Consider the following 18,337-nt stretch of genomic DNA (forward strand, 5'->3'; position numbering starts at 1 on the left):
CCGCACAGCCCGCCTTCGCTGCAGCCCCTACCGCTCTTGCAGTCCAGGCGACCTTCACCGCCCTCGCGGCTCCGGCTGCCCTCACAACCCCGGACAACCACACGCCCACCGCCGCCTTCGCAGCAGCCCCGGGCGCCCCCCCCCCCCCCCCGCCCCCCCCCCCCCCCCCCCCGGCCCGCCCCCCCGCCCGCCCGCCCCCCCCCCCCCCCGCGCGGGGGCGGGGGGGGGCGGGCCGCCCCGCCGGGCGCCCCCCCCGCCCGCCCCCGGGGGGGGGGGGCGGGCGCCCCCCCCCCCCCCCCCGACCGTTTTCCGGCGGCTCACTTCCGGTGGTTCGTTTTTCGCCCTCCACGCGCGCGTGCGTACGGCGGATTCCCAACGGCGGCCCGCCGAGGGCGCGTTGAGGAAATCACGGGTATCGGCCCGAGGAGCCTGACGCACGCGAAATCATGAACCATGCGACCGGACGACTGGTACCTGACCGAAGACCTGGACGACTTCCTCGCCGGAGGCGGGGAGTTCCTGCGCGCGCGTCCCGCCCCGCACACCACGGCGTTGACGACGATGGAGAGACTGCGCACGCGCGGGTCGGCCGAATACGGCGACGGAGCCACCTTGTTCGGCCGACTCGAACGAGCGGGCAAGGTCGACGCCACCTTCTACCGCCTCCCGTCCCGCGGCCTGGCACCCACCTCCCTCACCCCCGAGCAGGCCGACACCCTCGCCGCCCGCCTGGTGGACCTCGGGCACGCCGTTCCCTACGTCACCGCGGACGAGGAGACCGCCACCGTGTTCGCGGAGGCATGGCAGCGGCATACGGGCGTGACGTCGAAACTGCGCGTCCGGCTCCACCTCTACCGACTCGGCACCCTCACGCCTCCAGAGCCGTTTCCGGAGGGCCGCGCCCGGGTCGCGGGCGAGGAGGAGCACGCCCAAGTCGTCCACTGGTGCCACGAGTTCGCCGCCGCCGTGGACGAGGTCCTCCCCGCCTCCTGGACCGACACCCGCTTCGCTGACAAGCACTTCACGTTCTGGGAGACCCCGGACGGCACTCCGGTCTCCATCGCCGGCTCGACCGCGAAGATCGGCGACATGGTCCGCGTGGACCCCGTCTACACCCCGCCCCGCCCCCGCGGTCGCGGCTACGCCGCCGCCGTGACGACCGAGGTGACCAGAGCCGCGCTGGCCACGGGCGCGAAGGAGGTCGTCCTCTTCACGGACCCGGGCAACCCCACCAGCAACGCCCTCTATCAACGCCTCGGGTATGTCCGGATCACCGATTGGGCCCTGTACGACTTCTCGGACGCGGCGCCGGAGTAGCCCCGCCTGGGCGGCCAAGCCGGACCACGGACCCCGTACGACCCCCGAGCCCGGTACGCTGTACCCGCTCCGCCCTGGTGGGCGTGTGCGCAGGTGGGTTGCCCGAGCGGCCTAAGGGAACGGTCTTGAAAACCGTCGTCGCAGCGATGTGACCGTGGGTTCAAATCCCACACCCACCGCAGTGTCGGTAAGGGGTGTCCTCCCTGGAGGACACCCCTTACGCGTGTCTGCGCTCGCGCGTGCTCGGGACCGGGTTTACGGCCGATGCCCCGTCATCCGGGCCGCCGAAGCGATCGTCGCCCTGGCTTCCCGTTCCGACAGCCCCGTGCCCAGGGCCGCCTCGACCAGGGGGTCGATCAGTGCGGGGCCGATGTCGTTCTCGTAGGCGCGGCAGGCTGCCCAGAAGAGGCGGGTGTTGCGTTGGCCCTCGTGGGCGGCGAGGACGAACTGGACCAGGCCCTGGCCGTGTTGGCCGGTCGAGGTGGGGGTGGGGTGGTTGGTGCGGGGTGGGGGGAGGAGCAGGCGCAGGAGTGAGGGTGGGCAGGGGGCCGGTGCCAGGTGGGCGGTGGCCGGGGCGGCGCCGTAGAGGCCGTGGTCGGTGCGGGAGCCGGGGCCCACCAGGTAGCCGCCGGCGCCGCGGATGTCGATGCCGGGGGCGAGCCGGCCCGCGGAGTTGGGGACGACCACGTCGGGCGGGCCGCTGAGCCAGAGGTGGCGGCCGCCGCTGGGGGTCAGGACGACGACGGTCTCGGGGATCGTGAACAGGTGGCGGAGGGCGAGTTCGCGCAGGGCGGACGAGGAGTCCGTGCCGGACTTGGTGTCGAGGTCGATGCCGATCAGATGGTGCGGCGGCAGTCCGCACGCGATGCCGTAGCCGGTGGCCCAGGGCGCGGCGGCGAACAGTTCGCGGATGCGCGCCGGGTCGGTCGAGGCGTCGTACACCCCGTGGCCGAGGCGTCCGCATTCACCGTGGCAGGGCGGGCCCGCCGGGTCCACCGTGCCTGCCTCGCCCGCCGGGGGTGACGGGTCGTCGCGGTGCGGTGAGCGGAGGGCCGGGAGTTTCGTGCGGGACAGGGGGATCACGGCCAGTCCGCGTTCGGCGGCTGACAGGGCGTGTGCGAGGGCCAGCGTCGTGGCCTGCCGGTCGGTGGTGGCCATGCCTCCATGTTCGTACGAGTGTTCGAAAAAGGGAAGAGGGGGAGGCGGCGACTCGCCGAGGTGGGCGGATTGGCCGGAAAACTGGCGGAACGCTTCGCCCCTTGGGGCGCCTGGGGTGAGCTGTCCGTACTGCCCTGAACTGCAGCTTCAAGGTAGGTGAAGGGGTTTATCGACTTGTCATCACGCTTCAGGGGGAATAACCGCTTCCGCACTGGTTCGCCGGGGATTCGGTGGGCAACTCTGGTTCTGCGACGTCGTGCACAACACCGAGGCGGTCGGCCAACTGCCTTGGCGGAAGCAGTACTTGAAGCCGTAGTTCATGCGCGTTCGGCTACGAAGCCGGTACGCACCCTGTTCTGGAGGAACAACATGGCAAGCATCCGTACCGCCCGCGTCATCGCCGCCGTCTCCGCCCTCCCGCTGGCAGCCGCCCTCTTCACCGGCGTCGCGGCGGCGGACAACGGCGCCATCGCGGGCAACGGATCGAACGCGGGTGTGGCGACCGTCAGTGGGAGCGGGGTCGGGCACGACAACAAGGGCAACTCGTCCACCACACAGCAGCAGGCGGTCGGCTCGGGGGCCTCGAACCAGAGCAACACCGCCCAGGTCAACGGTTCCGCGTTCACCGCCATCAACCAGGGAAACGAGAACGTCGCCGTCAACTTCGCCAACTTCTGGTAGCCGCGCCCCACTTCCGCGCGGGGATGCGCGGTGGTGTGTGAGGTGCACTCTCCGGGGTTGTGACGCGTCTGCGCGGTGGTGCTTCGGCACCGTCGCGCAGACGTTTTTCGTGCCCCACGCGCGCGTGCCCGCCGGTGGGGCGCCTGTAGGGAACGACCTTGACAGTGCACGGCATCTGACGGACAGTCAGAAATCCTCGTCCGTACGACTAGGACAGCTACGACGACTACGACGCCCCGGAGGTCCGCCGTCGTGCACCTCGCCCCCACCGAACGCCAGCGGCGGTTGCGCGCCGAGCTCCGTACGTACTTCGCCGCCCTGATGCCGGACGGACCACCCGGCACGGACGACCCCCAGGGCCAGCGGGCCTTGTTGCGCAGGATCGGCGGCGACGGCTGGCTCGGGCTCGGCTGGCCGGTCGAGTACGGCGGTCAAGGGCGGGGCGCGGACGAGCAGTTCGTGTTCTTCGACGAGGCCTACCGTGCGGGCGCGCCCGTGTCGATGGTCACCCTGAACACCGTCGGACCGACCCTCATGAAGTACGGCAGCGAGGAGCAGAAGGCCGCCCTCCTGCCGGGCATCCTGCGGGGGGAACTCGTCTTCGCGATCGGCTACAGCGAACCCTCGGCCGGCACGGATCTCGCGTCCCTGCGGACGCGCGCGGTACGTGACGAGCGGGGCTGGCTGATCGACGGGCAGAAGATCTTCACCTCCAACGCCCACAACGCCGACTGGATCTGGCTCGCCTGCCGCACCGACCCCGAGGCACCCAAGCACCGCGGCATCTCGATCGTCCTCGTCCCGACCGACGCGCCCGGTTTCTCGTGGACCCCGATCGAGACGGTCGGCGGCCAGCGGACGACGGCCACGTACTACGACGGGGTCCGCGTCCCGGCCGGCAACCTCGTCGGCGCGGAGAACGAGGGCTGGTCCCTCATCACCAACCAGCTCAATCACGAGCGGGTCGCCCTCGCCGCGACGGGAATGCAGGCCGAGGAGTTCTACGCCGCCGTGTTGACCGCCGCCCGCACGCCCGATCCGGTGACGGGGCGGCGCCGGGTTGACGAGCCGTGGGTGCGGTCCCAGCTGGCCGAGGCGCATGCCCGGCTGGCGGCAACGCGCCTGCTCAACTGGCGTTTGGTGGGTGATGTCGGGGCGGGCCGACTGGCGCCCGGCGACGCGAGCGGCGTGAAAGTCGTGGGAACCGAATCGACGGTGGCGGTGTACCGAATATGTCAGCACATCGCCGGGGCGGACGGACCGGCGGGACTGGCAGGACTGGTGCGTTCGGGCTCGCCGGGTGCGTTCGGGGACGGCGAGCTGGAGCGGTTGAACAGGGCGGCACAGATCAACACGTTCGGGGGCGGGGTGAGCGAGGTGCAGCGGGAGATCGTCGCGACGATGCGGCTCGGGATGACGAGGGGGCGGAGGTGAACACAGTGATGGTCGACGAGTTGGGGGCGCGGCTCAAGACGTACGAGGGGCGCGCGGCCGCCGTCGCGGGCAGGGGCAAGGACCCCGTCAACGAGCCGATGATCAGGCACTGGTGCGAGGCGATGGGCGACACCGATCCCGCGTACACGGGCCCGGACGCCGTCGCCCCGCCCACCATGCTCCAGGCATGGACCATGGGCGGCCTCTCCGGCCACACGGGACGCACGGGGGCCTACGACGAACTGTTCGACCTCCTCGACGCGGCGGGCTGCACCTCGGTGGTCGCCACCGACTGCGAGCAGGAGTATCTACGGCCCCTGCGGCCGGGCGACGAGGTCACCTTCGACGCGGTGATCGAGTCGGTGTCGGACCGCAAGACGACGAAGCTGGGCACGGGGTACTTCGTCACCACGCGCATGGACGTCCGGGTGGGCCCGGACCTCGTCGGCACCCACCGCTTCCGCATCCTCAAGTACGCCCCCTCACGCCAGAAACAGGGACAGAAACAGGGACAGAAACAGGGACAGGGACAGGGACAGAAGGGTGCCCGTGCGCGGCGGCCGCGGCCCGTCGTCAACCGGGACAACGCCGGCTTCTGGGAGGGCGTGGAGCGCCATCAACTCCTCATCCAGCGCTGCACGGGCTGCGGGACGCTGCGCCACCCCTGGCTGCCGGGCTGCAACGCCTGCGGCGGCCTGGACTGGGACACGGTGGAGGCGAGTGGGGAGGGGACGGTCTATTCGTACGTGGTGATGCACCACCCGTCTTTCCCCGCTTTCACGCAATCCGATCATGCCGCTGACGCGGCGGGTCCGTACGCGGTCGGGCTGATCGAACTCGCCGAGGGTGTGCGGATCGTGAGCAACGTGGTGGGGGTGCCGTACGACAAGGTCCGTATCGGGCTGCCGGTACGGCTCGAATTCCGGCGGTACGACGAACCTCAGGGGTCCGGCGACGAGGACGGCCCGCTGGTGCTCCCCGTCTTCCGGGTCCAGGAAGGCCGAGAGGGCGAGGTGGGCTGACATGGACTTCACGCCCACGGAGGAGCAGGCCGCGGCTCGTGATCTGGCCGCCCGGATCTTCGGTGACCTCGCGACACCCGAGCGGCTCACGGCGGCAGGTAGGGACAGTGACCCCGAGCTGTGGAAGGCCCTGTGCGCGGCCGGACTGGTGGGCGCCGTCGAGAAGTTGGGCCTGCTCGGCCTCGTGCTCCTCCTGGAGGAACAGGGTCGGACGACGGCCCAGGTGCCCTTCGCGTCGACCTGCGTGTACGGGCTGCTGGCGGTGGCGGCGCATGGCTCCCCCGAGCAGCGGGAGCGGTTGTTGCCGGGGATCGGGGACGGGTCGGTGGTGGTGTGCGGGGCGTTTCCGACGCAGGGCGGTGTACGGGCCTCCGCACAGGGCGAGTTGAGCGGGACGGTTCCCGTCGTCCCCTGGCTGCGTGACGCCACGCATGTCCTGGTCGCCGACGACCGGCGCGAGTTGTGGCTGACCCCGGTCACGGAGGCCGTGCGCGTCGAGGCGGTCGAGCTGACGGCGCCCTGGTCGGCGGGGCGACTGACGCTGGACGGGGCATCGGCGGAGCGGCTCGGGTCCTACGCCCGCTCCTCGGCCTCGCCCCCAACTCCCGCTCCCCACGCCGACGTTCTGGCCACCGCACGCACCGCCTTCGCCGGGCTGCAGGCCGGGGTGTGTGCCGGTTCGCTCGCTCGGGCTGTGGCGCATGTGAATACCCGGGAGCAGTTCGGGCGTCCGTTGGCGACGCGGCAGGCGGTCCAACTCCGGGCTGCCGACGCGCACATGGACATCGAGGCGATACGGGTGACGGCCTACGAGGCGGCCTGGCGGCGGGATGCGGGGCTGCCGTACGCCACGCACGCGCTGACCGCCGCCTGGTGGGCGTCCGAGGCGGGCCAGCGTGTCGTCCACACGGGTCAGCATCTGCACGGCGGGGCGGGAGCCGACCTGGACCATCCGGTGCACCGGCACTTCCTGTGGGGGCGGCAGTTGGACGCGTATTTGGGTGGCGGGGGCGAAGTGCTGCAAGAACTGGGGGAGTTGATCGTGAGCGAGGAGGTGCAGCCATGAGGGCAGGTGAAGAGTTGCCTCCGCTGGAGATCGAGATCACCCGCACCCTGATCGTCGCCGGAGCTGTCGCCTCCCGGGACTACCAGGACGTGCACCACGACGCGGAGTCGGCGCGGCAGAAGGGCTCCCCCGACATCTTCATGAACATCCTGACGACGAACGGCCTGGTCGGCCGTTACATCACGGACCACTTCGGACCGGGAGCGGTCCTCCGCAAGGTGGCCATACGGCTCGGTGCGCCCAACTACCCGGGCGACACGATGGTGTTGACCGGCAGGGTCGAGGAGACGGACGGCGACACCGCGACGGTGCGGGTGCTCGGGGCGAACGGTATCGGCAGGCATGTGACCGGCACGGTCACGGTCACCGTGCCGAGGACGAGGGAGGCCGGGAAATGAGCATCCGTGCCCGCGACACCCTCGGTGGGCAGGCGGCGATCGTCGGGATCGGGGCGACGGAGTTCTCCAAGGACTCGGGGCGCAGTGAGCTGCGGCTGGCCGTGGAGGCGGTGCGGGCCGCGTTGGACGACGCGGGGCTGACGTCGGCGGACGTGGACGGGATGGTCACGTTCACGATGGACACCAATCCGGAGATCACCGTGGCCCAGGCCTGCGGGATCGGTGAGCTGTCCTTCTTCTCCCGGGTCCACTACGGCGGCGGCGCGGCCTGCGCGACCGTCCAGCAGGCGGCGCTCGCGGTGGCGGCGGGGATCGCGGAGGTGGTGGTCTGCTACCGCGCCTTCAACGAGCGGTCGGGGCGCAGATTCGGCTCGGGCGTGACGCACCGGGAGCCGTCGGCGGAGGGCGCGGCGCTCGGCTGGTCGCTGCCGTTCGGGCTGCTGACGCCGGCGTCGTGGGTGGCGATGGCGGCGCAGCGGTATCTGCACACGTACGGGCTGACGCCGGAGGTGTTCGGACAGGTGGCGGTGGTGGACCGCAAGTACGCGGCGACGAACCCGGCGGCGTACTTCCACGGCAGACCGATCACGCTCGCCGAGCACGCGGCGTCGCGGTGGATCGTGGAGCCGTTGCGGTTGCTGGACTGCTGCCAGGAGACGGACGGGGCCCAGGCGATCGTCGTCACGTCGGTGGAGCGGGCCCGCGACCTGCCGCGTCCGCCCGCGGTCATCGCGGCGGCGGCGCAGGGGGCCGGGCGGGCGCAGGAGCAGATGACCAGCTTCTACCGTGACGATCTGACCGGCCTGCCGGAGATGGGCGTGGTCGCGCGGCAGTTGTGGCGGACGGCGGGGCTCGGTCCTGAGGACATGGACGTGGCGATCCTGTACGACCACTTCACGCCGTTCGTGCTGATGCAGCTGGAGGAGTTCGGGTTCTGCGGGAAGGGGGAGGCGGCGGACTTCGTGGCCGAGGAACGGCTGCCGATCAACACGCACGGGGGGCAGCTCGGGGAGGCGTATCTGCACGGGATGAACGGGATCGCCGAAGGGGTCCGCCAGCTGCGCGGCACCGCCGTGAACCAGATACCGGGAGCCGGGCGGGTTCTGGTGACCGCCGGGACGGGGGTGCCGACATCGGGGCTGGTACTCACCGAGCTTGCGACGCCTGCGGCCTAGACCGTCTCGGCGCCGACTCCGGCCGAGCTTACGGCGCCTGTGCCCTCGGCCCCGGCCGTTTCGGCACCACCTCGGCCCCGGCCGTCTCGGCACCAACCCGGGCCAGCTTCGCGGCTCCTGTGACGCCGGCCTCTCCGCAGCACCTTCTGCCGCGCCGGTGGCGCCAGCGATCCCGGCCGCCTTCGCAGCAGCGTCTGTCGCCCTTCTGGCGCCGGCGACCTTCACCGCCCTCGCCGCACAGCCCGCCTTCGCTGCAGCCCCTACCGCTCTTGCAGTCCAGGCGACCTTCACCGCCCTCGCTGCTCCGACTGCCCTCGCGACCCCGGGCCCCTCGCGACGCCTGCCGTCTCCGCACCCTTGCAACTCCGGGGACCTTCACGCCCTCGCGGCTCCGGCTGCCCTCGCGACCCCGGGCCCCTCACGAGGCCTGCCGTCTCCGCAGTGGCTCCTGTCGCCCTTGCAACCCCGGGGACCTTCACCGCCCTCGCGGCTCCGGCTGCCCTCACAACCCCGGACAACCACACGCCCACCGCCGCCTTCGCAGCAGCCCCGGCCCCCCCCACAGCCCCGGCCGCCCCGACAACCCTCGCCGCCCCCACCGCGCTAACCCCCTCTACCGCCCCCATCGCCTCCGCCGCCCTTACCTCGGACGGGTGAGCCCCCAGGGGTAAACCCGCAGTACGTGTCAGGCGCTCGTCCACCTTCAGGAGGTGGAGCCAGCCCCACCCCTACAACCTGAGGCGGAGTCTGCTTCGGGACCTGCGGCCGATCCGAAGGAGTGGGGGTCACTCATAGCGTGGAGCCATGACCACAGCAGTCTGCACCAGCGCGTCGAACGCCGCCGCACGGGCCTCCGCCGGAGCCGCCACCAGGCCTGCCGCCCGGCCCGTACCCAGGCCGGCCGCACGGCCTGCCACGCGGACCGCCAGCCGGCCCGCCAGCCGGCCCGCCGCACGGGCCACGCAGACCCAGGCTCAGCCTCAATCCCAACCTCAGGCCCAGCCTCAGTCCCAGACCGGGACTCAGGTCCCGGCCCCGACGCTCACGTACCCCTCGTTCTCGTCGTACATGAGGGCCAGGCAACCTGTGCTGCTGCGCACCGCGCGGTCGCTGACGGCGAACGCGTGTGACGCGGAGGACTTGTTGCAGACCGCGCTGACCAAGACGTATGTCGCCTGGGAGCGGATCGAGGACCACCGGGCGCTGGACGGCTATGTCCGCCGCGCGCTGTTGAACACGCGGACCTCGCAGTGGCGCAAGCGCAAGGTCGACGAATTCGCGTGCGACGAGCTGCCCGAGCCGGAGACGACTGGCGGCGCGGAGGACCCGGCCGAGCAGCAGGCGTTGCACGACGCGATGTGGCGGGCGATCGCGAAGCTGCCGGAGCGGCAGCGGGCGATGGTCGTCCTCAGGTACTACGAGGACCTCAGCGAGGTCCAGACGGCCGAGGTGCTCGGGGTGTCGGTGGGCACGGTGAAGTCGGCGGTGTCGCGGGCGCTCGGTAAGCTGCGCGAGGACCCGGAGCTGGTTCTCGCCCGCTAGAGGTCAGGCGGCTGGAGGCCAGACGGGCGTCAGATCCAAGTCACCCGGCTGCCGACGAAGCCATGACACCGCAGCCGCAGCCGCAGCCGCAGCCGCAGCGGCGCTCAGCCCCAGCCGTAGTCGCAGCCCCAGCCCCAACGTCGCTCAGCCCCAGCCCAACCCCAGCGGCGCCCCAGCCCCACCCGCCCAAAACTCACCCGCCCAAAACCCACCCCCTCGGCCGACGTGACGTGATCGATCACCCGCCCCTAGTGACATACCGTGCGGTATGTGCGCAGAATCAGCGCATCCCTTACTACCGCGTAGGCAATGTCGCCCCGGGAGGACGCCGTGCTGAGCACCATGCAGGACGTACCGCTGCTGATCTCCAGGATCCTGACCCACGGGTCGACGGTCCATGGAACATCGCAGGTGATCAGCTGGACCGGTGAGGGAGAGCCACAGCGCCGTTCCTTCGCGGAGGTCGGTGCCCGCTCGGCCCAACTGGCGCACGCTCTGCGCGATGACCTGGGCGTGGCGGACGGCGAGCGTACGGCCACGTTCATGTGGAACAACGCCGAGCACGTCGAGGCCTACTTCGCGATCCCCGCCATGGGCGCGGTGCTGCACACCCTCAACCTCCGTCTTCCGGCGGAGCAGTTGGCGTGGATCGTCAATCACGCGGCGGACCGGGTGGTGATCGTCAACGGTTCGCTGATCCCGCTGCTCGCACCCCTGCTGCCCAAGCTGCCGACGGTCGAGCACATCGTCGTCTCCGGACCCGGCGACCGCACCCCCCTCGACGGCGCCCACGCGCGCGTGCACGAGTACGAGGACCTCATCGCCGGCAAGCCGACCACGTACGACTGGCCCGAGCTGGACGAACGCCAGGCCGCCGCGATGTGTTACACCTCCGGCACGACGGGCGACCCCAAGGGCGTGGTGTTCAGCCACCGTTCGATCTACCTGCACTCCATGCAGGTCAACATGACCCAGTCGATGGGGCTCACGGACCAGGACACGTCACTGGTCGTCGTGCCCCAATTCCACGTCAACGCCTGGGGTCTGCCGCACGCCACCTTCATGACCGGCGTGAACATGCTGATGCCGGACCGCTTCCTGCAGCCCGCGCCGCTCGCCGAGATGATCGAGAGCCAGCGCCCCACGCACGCGGCGGCCGTGCCCACCATCTGGCAGGGCCTGCTCGGCGAACTGACCGCGAAGCCGCGCGATGTCTCCTCGCTCACCCAGGTCACCATCGGCGGTTCGGCCTGCCCGCCCGCCCTCATGGCGGCCTTCGACAAGCTCGGCATGCGGGTCTGTCACGCCTGGGGCATGACGGAGACCTCCCCGCTCGGCACGGTCTCGCGCCCGCCGGCCGAGGCGGTCGGCACGGACCGGGAGTTCGAGTACCGGCTGACCCAGGGCCGTTTCCCGACGAGTGTCGAGGCCCGTCTCACCGGCCCCGGCGGCGAACGGCTGCCCTGGGACGGCGAGTCGGCGGGCGAGCTGGAGGTGCGCGGCCCGTGGATCGCCGGCGCCTACTACAACGGCCAGGACGCCGAACCCCTGCGCCCCGCCGACAAGTTCAGCGAGGACGGCTGGCTCAAGACGGGTGACGTCGGCACGATCTCCGCCGACGGTTTCCTCACCCTCACCGACCGCGCCAAGGACGTCATCAAGTCCGGCGGCGAGTGGATCTCCTCCGTCGACCTGGAGAACGCCCTGATGTCCCACCCGGACGTCACCGAGGCCGCCGTGGTCGCCGTACCGGACGAGAAGTGGGGCGAGCGTCCGCTGGCGACCGTCGTCCTGCGGGAGGGTTCCACCGCCGACTTCGAGTCGCTGCGCGCCTTCCTCGCCGGCGAGGGAAAGATCGCCAAGTGGCAGCTCCCCGAACGCTGGACGATCGTCGAGTCGGTCCCGAAGACGAGCGTCGGCAAGTTCGACAAGAAGGTGCTGCGCAGGCGGTACGCCGAGGGTGACCTGGACGTCACCAAGCTCTGACCGCGTACGGTCCCGTCATCGTCGTACGGCCTCGAAGCAGCCGTACGACGATGACGCGCATCCCCGACAACACACACCCCGACGACGCGCAGGACGTCACCGCCGTACAGCCGTCGACACCCACCCGATCACCAGCCACACCCCCGCCACCGCGCACACCCCGCCCCAGCCCCAGTGGCTGAAGGCCGGGCCCGCGAGGGCGGAGGCGAGCGCGCCGCCCGTGAAGCCGGCGACGACGTACGCGGTGTTGGCGGTCGCCGGGGTGGAGGTGGTGGTGAGGGCGAGGGTCTGGTTGGCGACGTGGGAGGCGACCAGGGCCGCGTGGACGGCGATCGCGGCGACGAACAGCGCCCACAGGACATGTCCGCCGAGCCAGAACAGCGGTACGGACACCGCCGCGAGCACATACGCGGACCGTACGACCTTCCCCGCGCCGAACCGGTCGACGAACCCGCCCGCGAGCGGAGCCACCGCGCTGGCCGCCAGCCCGAACAGCCCGAACAGGCCGGCGGTCGCGGTCGAGAAGCCGTAGGAACCGCCGGTGAGCAGCAGGGCGAGGGTCGTCCACAGGGCGCTCCACGCGCCGAACATGCCCGCTTGGCGCAGGCACGCGCGCCACAGGTCGGGCGAGGTGCGGACCAGGCCGGGCAGGGCGGCGAGGCCGGCGAAGAGCGGGCCGGAGCCGCGGCGCCTCTCGGACGGGAGGGCGTACGCGGTGGCGAGGCCGAGGACGAGGGTGAGGGCGGCCGAGCCGATGAACACGACGCGCCAGCCGTAGGCCTGGCCGACCAGGCTGCCCACGACGCGCGCGGCCACGATGCCGGTGAACAGGCCCGCTATGACGGCCGCGACATGGCGGGCGCGGTGGTGGGCGGGGGCGCGTTCGGCGACCAGCGGGACCAGGAGCTGCGGTACGACGGTCGCGGCGGCCGCGACGAAGACGGCGACCGCGAGGGCGGCGGTGCCGGGGGCCGCAGCGCCGACGAGCAGGGCCGCAGTGGTCGCAACCGAGAGGGCGGCGACCAGCGGGCGCCGGTTCACGCGGTCGCCGAGCGGGGCGAAGAAGAGGAGGCCGGTGGCGTAGCCGAACTGCGCGACCGACGCGATCCACGCCACGGCGGACGGGGTCGAGCCGAAGTCGTGCGCGATGAGGGGGAGCAGCGGGCCCGCGAGATAGATGTTGGCGGCCGTCACGGCGGTACAGACGGCGATGAGGATGAGGAAGAGGCGGCCGGAGGCGGTGGGGACGCCCGGCTTCTGGACCGAAGTCTGGGTGACGGTTGCGGAGGACATGAGCGGTAGGACTCCTTCGAGCCAGCTCTAGCAACTAACTGGTTGGTTGGAAGCTGGAACAGCATGCAGTGCCCCCGAATTCCCTGTCAACCAAATAGTTGGTTACCGTCGCCCGCCGAGTACGCTGGCCCCATGGGAGTGAGAGACCCCGAGGCCACCAAGGCCCGGATCTACGAGGCGGCGGTCGCCGAGTTCGCCCGGCACGGCATCGCGGGCGCGCGCATCGACCGCATCGCGTCCGAGGCGAAGGCCAACAAGCAGCTGATCTACGCCTACTTCGGCAACAAGGCGGAACTGTTCACCCAGGTCCTCGGCAGGTCCATGCTCGACCTGGCGGTCCAGCTCCCCGTCGACCCCGACGACATCGAGGGCTGGATCGACCGGCTCATGGACTACCACGCGGCCCACCCCGAAGTCCTGCGCCTCCTCTTCTGGGAGGGTCTGGAGTACGGCACCGCCGAACTGCCCGACGAGACCGAGCGCCAGCAGCACTACGCGTTCAAGGTCGCCGCCCTCCAGGACGGCCAGGACCGCGGTGTCGTCAGCGATGCGATCCCGGCCCGCGACCTCCTCTTCCTGCTGGTCGCGATGGCCAACTGGGGTGTCGTCGTACCGCAGATGCGCCGCGTCCTGGTGGGCGCGGACGACACGGACCGGGACCGGCTCCGCGAGTCGATCAAGGAGGCGGCACGGCGACTGGTCGCCAAGTAGCCGCCCCTGAAAGGCAGTTGACGGCCAGTCAGGGCGATCGCCAAGTGACGCATACCGTCGGCTAGTTGGTGCCGATCCGCGCCAACAGGTCCACGATCCGCGACTGGACCTCGGTGCTCGTCGACCGCTCGGCGAGGAAGAGCACGGTCTCCCCGGATGCCAGTCGAGGCAGGTCGGCCTGGTCCACCGCGGCCGTGTACACGACGAGCGGGGTGCGGTTGAGCTGTCCGTTCGCCCGCAGCCAGTCGACGATTCCGGCCCGCCGCTTGTGCACCTGGAGCAGATCCATCACGACGAGGTTCGGCCTCAACTGCCCGGCCAGAGTCACCGCGTCGGCGTCGCTCGCGGCCCGCGCCACCTGCATCCCGCGCCGCTCCAGCGTCGCCGTCAGCGCCAGCGCGATCTCCGCGTGCTCCTCGATCAGCAGCACCCGCGGCGGATGCTGCTCACTGTCCCGAGGCGCCAATGCCTTCAGCAGAACGGCGGGATCGGCACCGTAGGCCGCCTCCCGCGTGGCCTGCCCCAGCCCGGCCGTGACCAGCACCGGCACCTCGGCGGCCACCGCGGCCTGCCGCAAGGACTGGAGCGCGGTCCGCGTGATCGGCCCGGTCAACGGGTCCACGAACAGCGCCGCCGGGAACGCGGCGATCTGCGCGTCGACCTCCTCGCGGGAGTGCACGATGACGGGCCGGTACCCGCGGTCGCTCAGCGCCTGCGTCGTCGTCACGTCCGGCGCGGGCCACACGAGCAGCCGACGCGGATTGTCGAGCGGCTCCGGCGGCAGCTCGTCGTCGAGCGGCTGCGGCCTCGGCGTGTCCGCAATCTCGACAGCCCCACCGGGCCCGTCCAGCGGCTCCGGCCCTTCGGCCGCGTTCTCGTCCGGTGCTCCTATGGCGTACGACCGCCCGGCCCCCTCGGTCATCTGCGCGAGCCGGGACTGCCCGGCCATGGAGGGCTGAGCCCGCTCACTCTGCTCCGCCACCCCGGCGGCGGGTTCGGGCCGAGTCCCCAACTTCCTTCTCCGCCCGCCCCCACCCGACTGATGCGGCGGAGGCGTAGGCGTGGCGACAGGCACCTGCACCTGAGCGGCCTGCCGCGTGAACGGCACCCCCTGCCCCAACGTCCGCACACTGATCGCCCGCCCCTGAGTGGAGTTGGGATCAATGGGAGCACCGGCGGCTTCCGCGGGAAGCGGCTGAGCGGCACGCGCCTGCGCGGCGACGGGGGTTCCGGGCGCGGGCGTATTCGGGTTCGGCGCGTTCGGCGCGTTCGGCGCTACGGCGGTGTCGGCGCCGTTGGCCGGTGCGGGGGCCGGCGCTGCGGCTGGCGTCGGCTGCGCGGCGGGCAGAGCCTGCGGCGGCACCGGCCCACCGGACTGCCCCTGAACCGGGGCGACTTGACCGGGGATGCCGTGCGGGGAGACGGGTTGCCCCTGAGCGCCTTGAGCCGGGAGCCCTTGCGCGGGTACGGCCTGACCGGGAATGCCCTGGGGCGGAATCGGCTGACCGGGAACACTGGGGGCCACTTGCCCCGGAATCCCGTGCGGCGAGACGGGCTGCCCCTGGATCCCCTGCGGCGAAACCGGCTGCCCGGGGTTCCCCTGCGCCGGAATCCCCTGCCCGGGAACCGCCTCGGCCGGCAGCGGCTGCCCCGCCGGAGCCTGCCCCGGAGCGGGAAGATTCTGCGCGGGAGCAAGCTGCATGGCGGCACCGGGCTGCCCGGCAACCGACTGACCGGCAACGGGCTGTCCGCCGACCGCCTGCCCAACTCCCGCCTGTCCTACGCCCTGTTGCTGCCCAGCACCGACCCGCGCCGGAACCCCCTGCTGCCCCTGCCCGGCCGTCCCCTGCGCCGGAACCACCGCACCAGGCTGCCCCTGCCCCTGCACCTCGACACCGGCCTGAACCGGGGACCCCGCCTGCGCGGGCACCGATTCCGCACCCTGCGCCCGCTGTTGAGGCTGCGGCTGGGCAACAGCCCGACGCCGCCGCCCAGTTGGCGCGCCAGCGGGATGCGGCTGAGGCGGCGTGTGGTCCTCGGACTGATCAACCGGAACGGCATCGTGCCGCCCGTCGTCACCGGGATGCCCACCAGGAACACCCCCGGGAATCTGCCCAGGCACAACGGGAACCCCAGGCGCGACGGGACCTCCCGGAACTCCCGGCGCCTGCGCAGCCGTAGCCCCAGACGCATCCGGCGTTCGATCGGCCTCGGCTGGCGGCAACGCGAACACGGTCCGCGCCCCCGCCTCCTGAGCCGCGGCCCGCTCGGCCGCGGCCGCCAGCGCCCGCCTGCGACGCCCGGTCGGCTGCCCGTCCTCGCCACCGGAGTCGCCGGAGTCATCGGGGCCGCCACTCGCGGGCAGCGCGGCCGGCAACGCCTGCCGCTCCCCACCCACGGGCACGCCGCGCGGAGACACGGTGCCGCCCAGCCCCGTACCGGAAGCCGCGGTCCCGGCGGCATGCTCCGCCGCCGTCATCACAGCGCCCTCGGAGACACCCCCGGACACACCTTCGGAGTCACCGTCGGACACCTCACCGGCCGCCGCGCCCTCGGCCGCCCGCCCACGCCGCCGCCCGGTACCACCGGACGCACCGTCGCCGCCCGCTTCACCGGCCACCGCGACCGCCGCGGACTCGTCGCCCGCACGCCTCCTGCGCCGCCCGGTGGGCACGGCGGCCTCGCCACCGGAGCCGCCGGTGTCGTCGGACCCCGGCACCTCGCTCTCCAGGAACGCGTCCACGGAGGAGCGCCGGGCCCGCCGACGTCCGTTGCTGCCCGAAGCCTGCTCGGGCAGGGCGAGTTCGGCGCCGCCACCGGTCGCGGCCGGAGCCGCGACGGCCCCCGCCCCGCCCCCGATGGGCACCTCCAGCACATACGCGCTGCCGCTCATCCCCGGCACGTCGTGCGTCTGCAGCACGCCGCCGTGCGCCCGCACGATCCCGCGCACGATCGGCTCGTGCACCGGGTCTCCCCCGGCATACGGCCCGCGCACCTCGATCCGTACGACCTCGCCGCGCTGCGCCGCCGCCACGACGACCGTGTTGTCCATGTAACCGCCCGCCGACACAGGCGAGTTGCCGGTCGCGTCGACGCCCGCGACATCCGCGACGAGATGCGCGAGCGCGGTCGCGAGGAGCCCGGGATCGACCTCGGCCTCGATGGGCGGCGCGTGCACGGCGAACTGCACCCGCCCGGGCCCGATCAGCTCCACGGCCCCGTCGACACCGGCCGCGACCACGGCGTCCAGCATCACCTTCGTACGGGCGATGTGGCCGTCGCCGGTCTCCAGCCGCTGGTAACCGAGCACGTTGTCGATGAGCTGCGTGATGCGCGAGTAGCCCGCCGACAGATGGTGCAGGACCTGATTGGCCTCGGGCCACAGCTGGCCCGCGTCATCGGCGGCCAACGCGGCGAGTTCGCGGCGCAGTTCGTCGAGGGGCCCGCGCAACGACCGCCCGAGCAGCGTGAGGAGTTGCTCGTGCCGTCCGGCCAGCTCCTCGAACCGGTCCTTCTCCCGCTCCCCGAGCGCGGCGTACCGCTCCTCGTTCGCCGCGAGTTCCTCCTCGTGCCGCTCCTGGAGTTCCTCGACCTCGGTGATGTGCTTCTGGCGCAGCGAGGTCAGCTCGGAGGCGTGCTCCTCGTCGATGCGCTCCAGCTCGTCCCGGTGCAGCTTGTCAGCGGCTTCCTTCTCCTCGGCGAGCGAGTCGTAGGGCCGCCGGTCGGTGAAGGTCATCACGGCGCCGACGAGCTGGTCGCCGTCGCGCACGGGTGCGGTGGTGAGGTCGACGGAGACCCGGTCCCCGTTCTTCGCGAACAGCACCTGCCCGCGCACCCGGTGCTTGCGCCCGGACCGCAGGGTGTCGGCGAGCGGCGACTCCGCGTACGGGAACGGGGAGCCGTCCGCGCGCGAGTGCAGCACGAGGGTGTGCAGTTCCTTGCCGCCGAGGTCGCTGGCGCGGTAGCCGAGGATCTGCGCGGCGGCCGGATTGACGAGCACGACCCGCCCGTCGGTGTCCGTTCCTACGACGCCCTCGGCGGCCGCGCGCAGGATCATCTCGGTCTGCCGCTGCGAACGGGCCAGCTCGGCCTCGGTGTCCACGGTCCCGGAGAGGTCGCGCACGACGAGCATCAGGAGTTCGTCGGAGGTGTAGCCGTAGCCGTCGTAGGCCTGCTGGCCGTCTTCGAGGTTGGCGCTGGTGACCTCGACGGGGAACTCGGAGCCGTCGGTGCGGCGGGCGGTCATGCGGGTCGGCTTGGTCCGGCCGCGCGGGTCCATCGAGTCGGGGCGGCGCATGGACCCCGGGATGAGCCGGGAGTCGAACTCCGGCAGCAGATCGAGCAGTCCGCGCCCGACGAGGGCGGTGCCCGGCGCCTCGAAGGCCTCCAGCGCGATGGTGTTCGCGTTGACGACGGTTCCGTTGGCGTTGACCAGGACCAACGCGTCCGGGAGCGCGTCGAGTATGGCTGCGAGGCGAGCAGCGCCTCGGGATGGCCTGCTGCTCACGAGACGCTTCCTCCCTGTTACCGCACCTTGCCGACCGCGGAGGCCAT

Annotated in this window: 13 protein-coding genes and 1 tRNA gene; 11 read left to right on the forward strand and 3 right to left on the reverse strand. The window is 72.0% G+C overall.

Annotation, left to right across the window (positions count from 1 at the left end):
• Positions 1-453: 453 nt before the first annotated feature.
• Positions 454-1,317 carry a GNAT family N-acetyltransferase gene (locus tag ACGFY9_RS45615; RefSeq protein ID WP_393764561.1) on the forward strand — a complete coding sequence of 288 codons (864 nt, stop codon included), beginning with the start codon at positions 454-456 and terminating at the stop codon, positions 1,315-1,317.
• Between the two features lie 92 nt (positions 1,318-1,409).
• Positions 1,410-1,496: transfer RNA gene (locus ACGFY9_RS45620), tRNA-Ser, on the forward strand.
• A gap of 76 nt (positions 1,497-1,572) precedes the next feature.
• Here the strand turns inward: ACGFY9_RS45620 and ACGFY9_RS45625 are convergent.
• Positions 1,573-2,475: a bifunctional DNA primase/polymerase gene (locus tag ACGFY9_RS45625; RefSeq protein WP_393764563.1), complete on the reverse strand. Its 903-nt coding sequence runs from the start codon at positions 2,473-2,475 to the stop codon at positions 1,573-1,575.
• Between the two features lie 369 nt (positions 2,476-2,844).
• Here ACGFY9_RS45625 and ACGFY9_RS45630 point away from each other — a divergent pair, with 369 nt between their 5' ends.
• The 8 genes from ACGFY9_RS45630 to ACGFY9_RS45665 all read left to right on the forward strand — a co-directional run bounded on the left by ACGFY9_RS45630 (position 2,845) and on the right by ACGFY9_RS45665 (position 11,779).
• Positions 2,845-3,156, forward strand: coding sequence for a hypothetical protein (locus ACGFY9_RS45630; protein ID WP_019055045.1), 312 nt, complete (start codon positions 2,845-2,847; stop codon positions 3,154-3,156).
• 252 nt (positions 3,157-3,408) lie between these two features.
• The gene (locus ACGFY9_RS45635; protein ID WP_393764566.1) at positions 3,409-4,590 is read left to right on the forward strand and encodes an acyl-CoA dehydrogenase family protein; all 1,182 of its coding nucleotides are present in this window, start codon (positions 3,409-3,411) and stop codon (positions 4,588-4,590) included.
• 8 nt (positions 4,591-4,598) lie between these two features.
• Positions 4,599-5,612: a bifunctional MaoC family dehydratase N-terminal/OB-fold nucleic acid binding domain-containing protein gene (locus tag ACGFY9_RS45640; RefSeq protein ID WP_393764746.1), complete on the forward strand. Its 1,014-nt coding sequence runs from the start codon at positions 4,599-4,601 to the stop codon at positions 5,610-5,612.
• Position 5,613: 1 nt separating this feature from the next.
• The gene (locus ACGFY9_RS45645; RefSeq protein WP_393764568.1) at positions 5,614-6,678 is read left to right on the forward strand and encodes an acyl-CoA dehydrogenase family protein; all 1,065 of its coding nucleotides are present in this window, start codon (positions 5,614-5,616) and stop codon (positions 6,676-6,678) included.
• Positions 6,675-7,076 carry a MaoC family dehydratase gene (locus ACGFY9_RS45650; RefSeq protein WP_393764570.1) on the forward strand — a complete coding sequence of 134 codons (402 nt, stop codon included), beginning with the start codon at positions 6,675-6,677 and terminating at the stop codon, positions 7,074-7,076. Before ACGFY9_RS45645 ends, ACGFY9_RS45650 begins: the two co-directional genes overlap by 4 nt.
• Positions 7,073-8,251 (forward strand): lipid-transfer protein, encoded by a 1,179-nt coding sequence (locus ACGFY9_RS45655; RefSeq protein WP_393764572.1) that lies wholly within the window; start codon positions 7,073-7,075, stop codon positions 8,249-8,251. Before ACGFY9_RS45650 ends, ACGFY9_RS45655 begins: the two co-directional genes overlap by 4 nt.
• Before the next feature lie 804 nt (positions 8,252-9,055).
• Positions 9,056-9,793: a SigE family RNA polymerase sigma factor gene (locus ACGFY9_RS45660; protein WP_393764574.1), complete on the forward strand. Its 738-nt coding sequence runs from the start codon at positions 9,056-9,058 to the stop codon at positions 9,791-9,793.
• 309 nt (positions 9,794-10,102) lie between these two features.
• Complete coding sequence (locus ACGFY9_RS45665; RefSeq protein WP_393764576.1) at positions 10,103-11,779, forward strand: long-chain fatty acid--CoA ligase; 1,677 nt, start codon at positions 10,103-10,105, stop codon at positions 11,777-11,779.
• A gap of 96 nt (positions 11,780-11,875) precedes the next feature.
• Here the strand turns inward: ACGFY9_RS45665 and ACGFY9_RS45670 are convergent, their stop codons facing one another.
• A complete protein-coding gene (locus ACGFY9_RS45670) occupies positions 11,876-13,072 on the reverse strand; it encodes an MFS transporter (RefSeq protein WP_393764578.1) in 1,197 nt (398 codons plus the stop codon).
• A gap of 132 nt (positions 13,073-13,204) precedes the next feature.
• Here ACGFY9_RS45670 and ACGFY9_RS45675 point away from each other — a divergent pair, with 132 nt between their 5' ends.
• Positions 13,205-13,783, forward strand: coding sequence for a TetR family transcriptional regulator (locus ACGFY9_RS45675; RefSeq protein ID WP_393764580.1), 579 nt, complete (start codon positions 13,205-13,207; stop codon positions 13,781-13,783).
• Positions 13,784-13,844: 61 nt separating this feature from the next.
• On the opposite strand, the gene ACGFY9_RS45680 is transcribed toward ACGFY9_RS45675, so the two are convergent.
• Positions 13,845-18,290 carry a PAS domain-containing protein gene (locus tag ACGFY9_RS45680; protein ID WP_393764582.1) on the reverse strand — a complete coding sequence of 1,482 codons (4,446 nt, stop codon included), beginning with the start codon at positions 18,288-18,290 and terminating at the stop codon, positions 13,845-13,847.
• Positions 18,291-18,337 lie beyond the last annotated feature (47 nt).

This window comes from Streptomyces sp. NPDC048504 (genome assembly GCF_043200035.1).
Lineage (GTDB): Bacteria > Actinomycetota > Actinomycetes > Streptomycetales > Streptomycetaceae > Streptomyces.

Bases quoted from the DNA above. Each gene is read 5' to 3' on its own strand.
- ACGFY9_RS45665 (WP_393764576.1), top strand. From the start codon at position 10,103: ATGTCGCCCCGGGAGGACGCCGTGCTGAGCACCATGCAGGACGTACCG.
- ACGFY9_RS45625 (WP_393764563.1), bottom strand. From the start codon at position 2,475: ATGGCCACCACCGACCGGCAGGCCACGACGCTGGCCCTCGCACACGCC.
- ACGFY9_RS45660 (WP_393764574.1), top strand. From the start codon at position 9,056: ATGACCACAGCAGTCTGCACCAGCGCGTCGAACGCCGCCGCACGGGCC.
- ACGFY9_RS45655 (WP_393764572.1), top strand. From the start codon at position 7,073: ATGAGCATCCGTGCCCGCGACACCCTCGGTGGGCAGGCGGCGATCGTC.
- ACGFY9_RS45630 (WP_019055045.1), top strand. From the start codon at position 2,845: ATGGCAAGCATCCGTACCGCCCGCGTCATCGCCGCCGTCTCCGCCCTC.
- ACGFY9_RS45670 (WP_393764578.1), bottom strand. From the start codon at position 13,072: ATGTCCTCCGCAACCGTCACCCAGACTTCGGTCCAGAAGCCGGGCGTC.
- ACGFY9_RS45615 (WP_393764561.1), top strand. From the start codon at position 454: ATGCGACCGGACGACTGGTACCTGACCGAAGACCTGGACGACTTCCTC.
- ACGFY9_RS45645 (WP_393764568.1), top strand. From the start codon at position 5,614: ATGGACTTCACGCCCACGGAGGAGCAGGCCGCGGCTCGTGATCTGGCC.
- ACGFY9_RS45675 (WP_393764580.1), top strand. From the start codon at position 13,205: ATGGGAGTGAGAGACCCCGAGGCCACCAAGGCCCGGATCTACGAGGCG.
- ACGFY9_RS45650 (WP_393764570.1), top strand. From the start codon at position 6,675: ATGAGGGCAGGTGAAGAGTTGCCTCCGCTGGAGATCGAGATCACCCGC.
- ACGFY9_RS45640 (WP_393764746.1), top strand. From the start codon at position 4,599: ATGGTCGACGAGTTGGGGGCGCGGCTCAAGACGTACGAGGGGCGCGCG.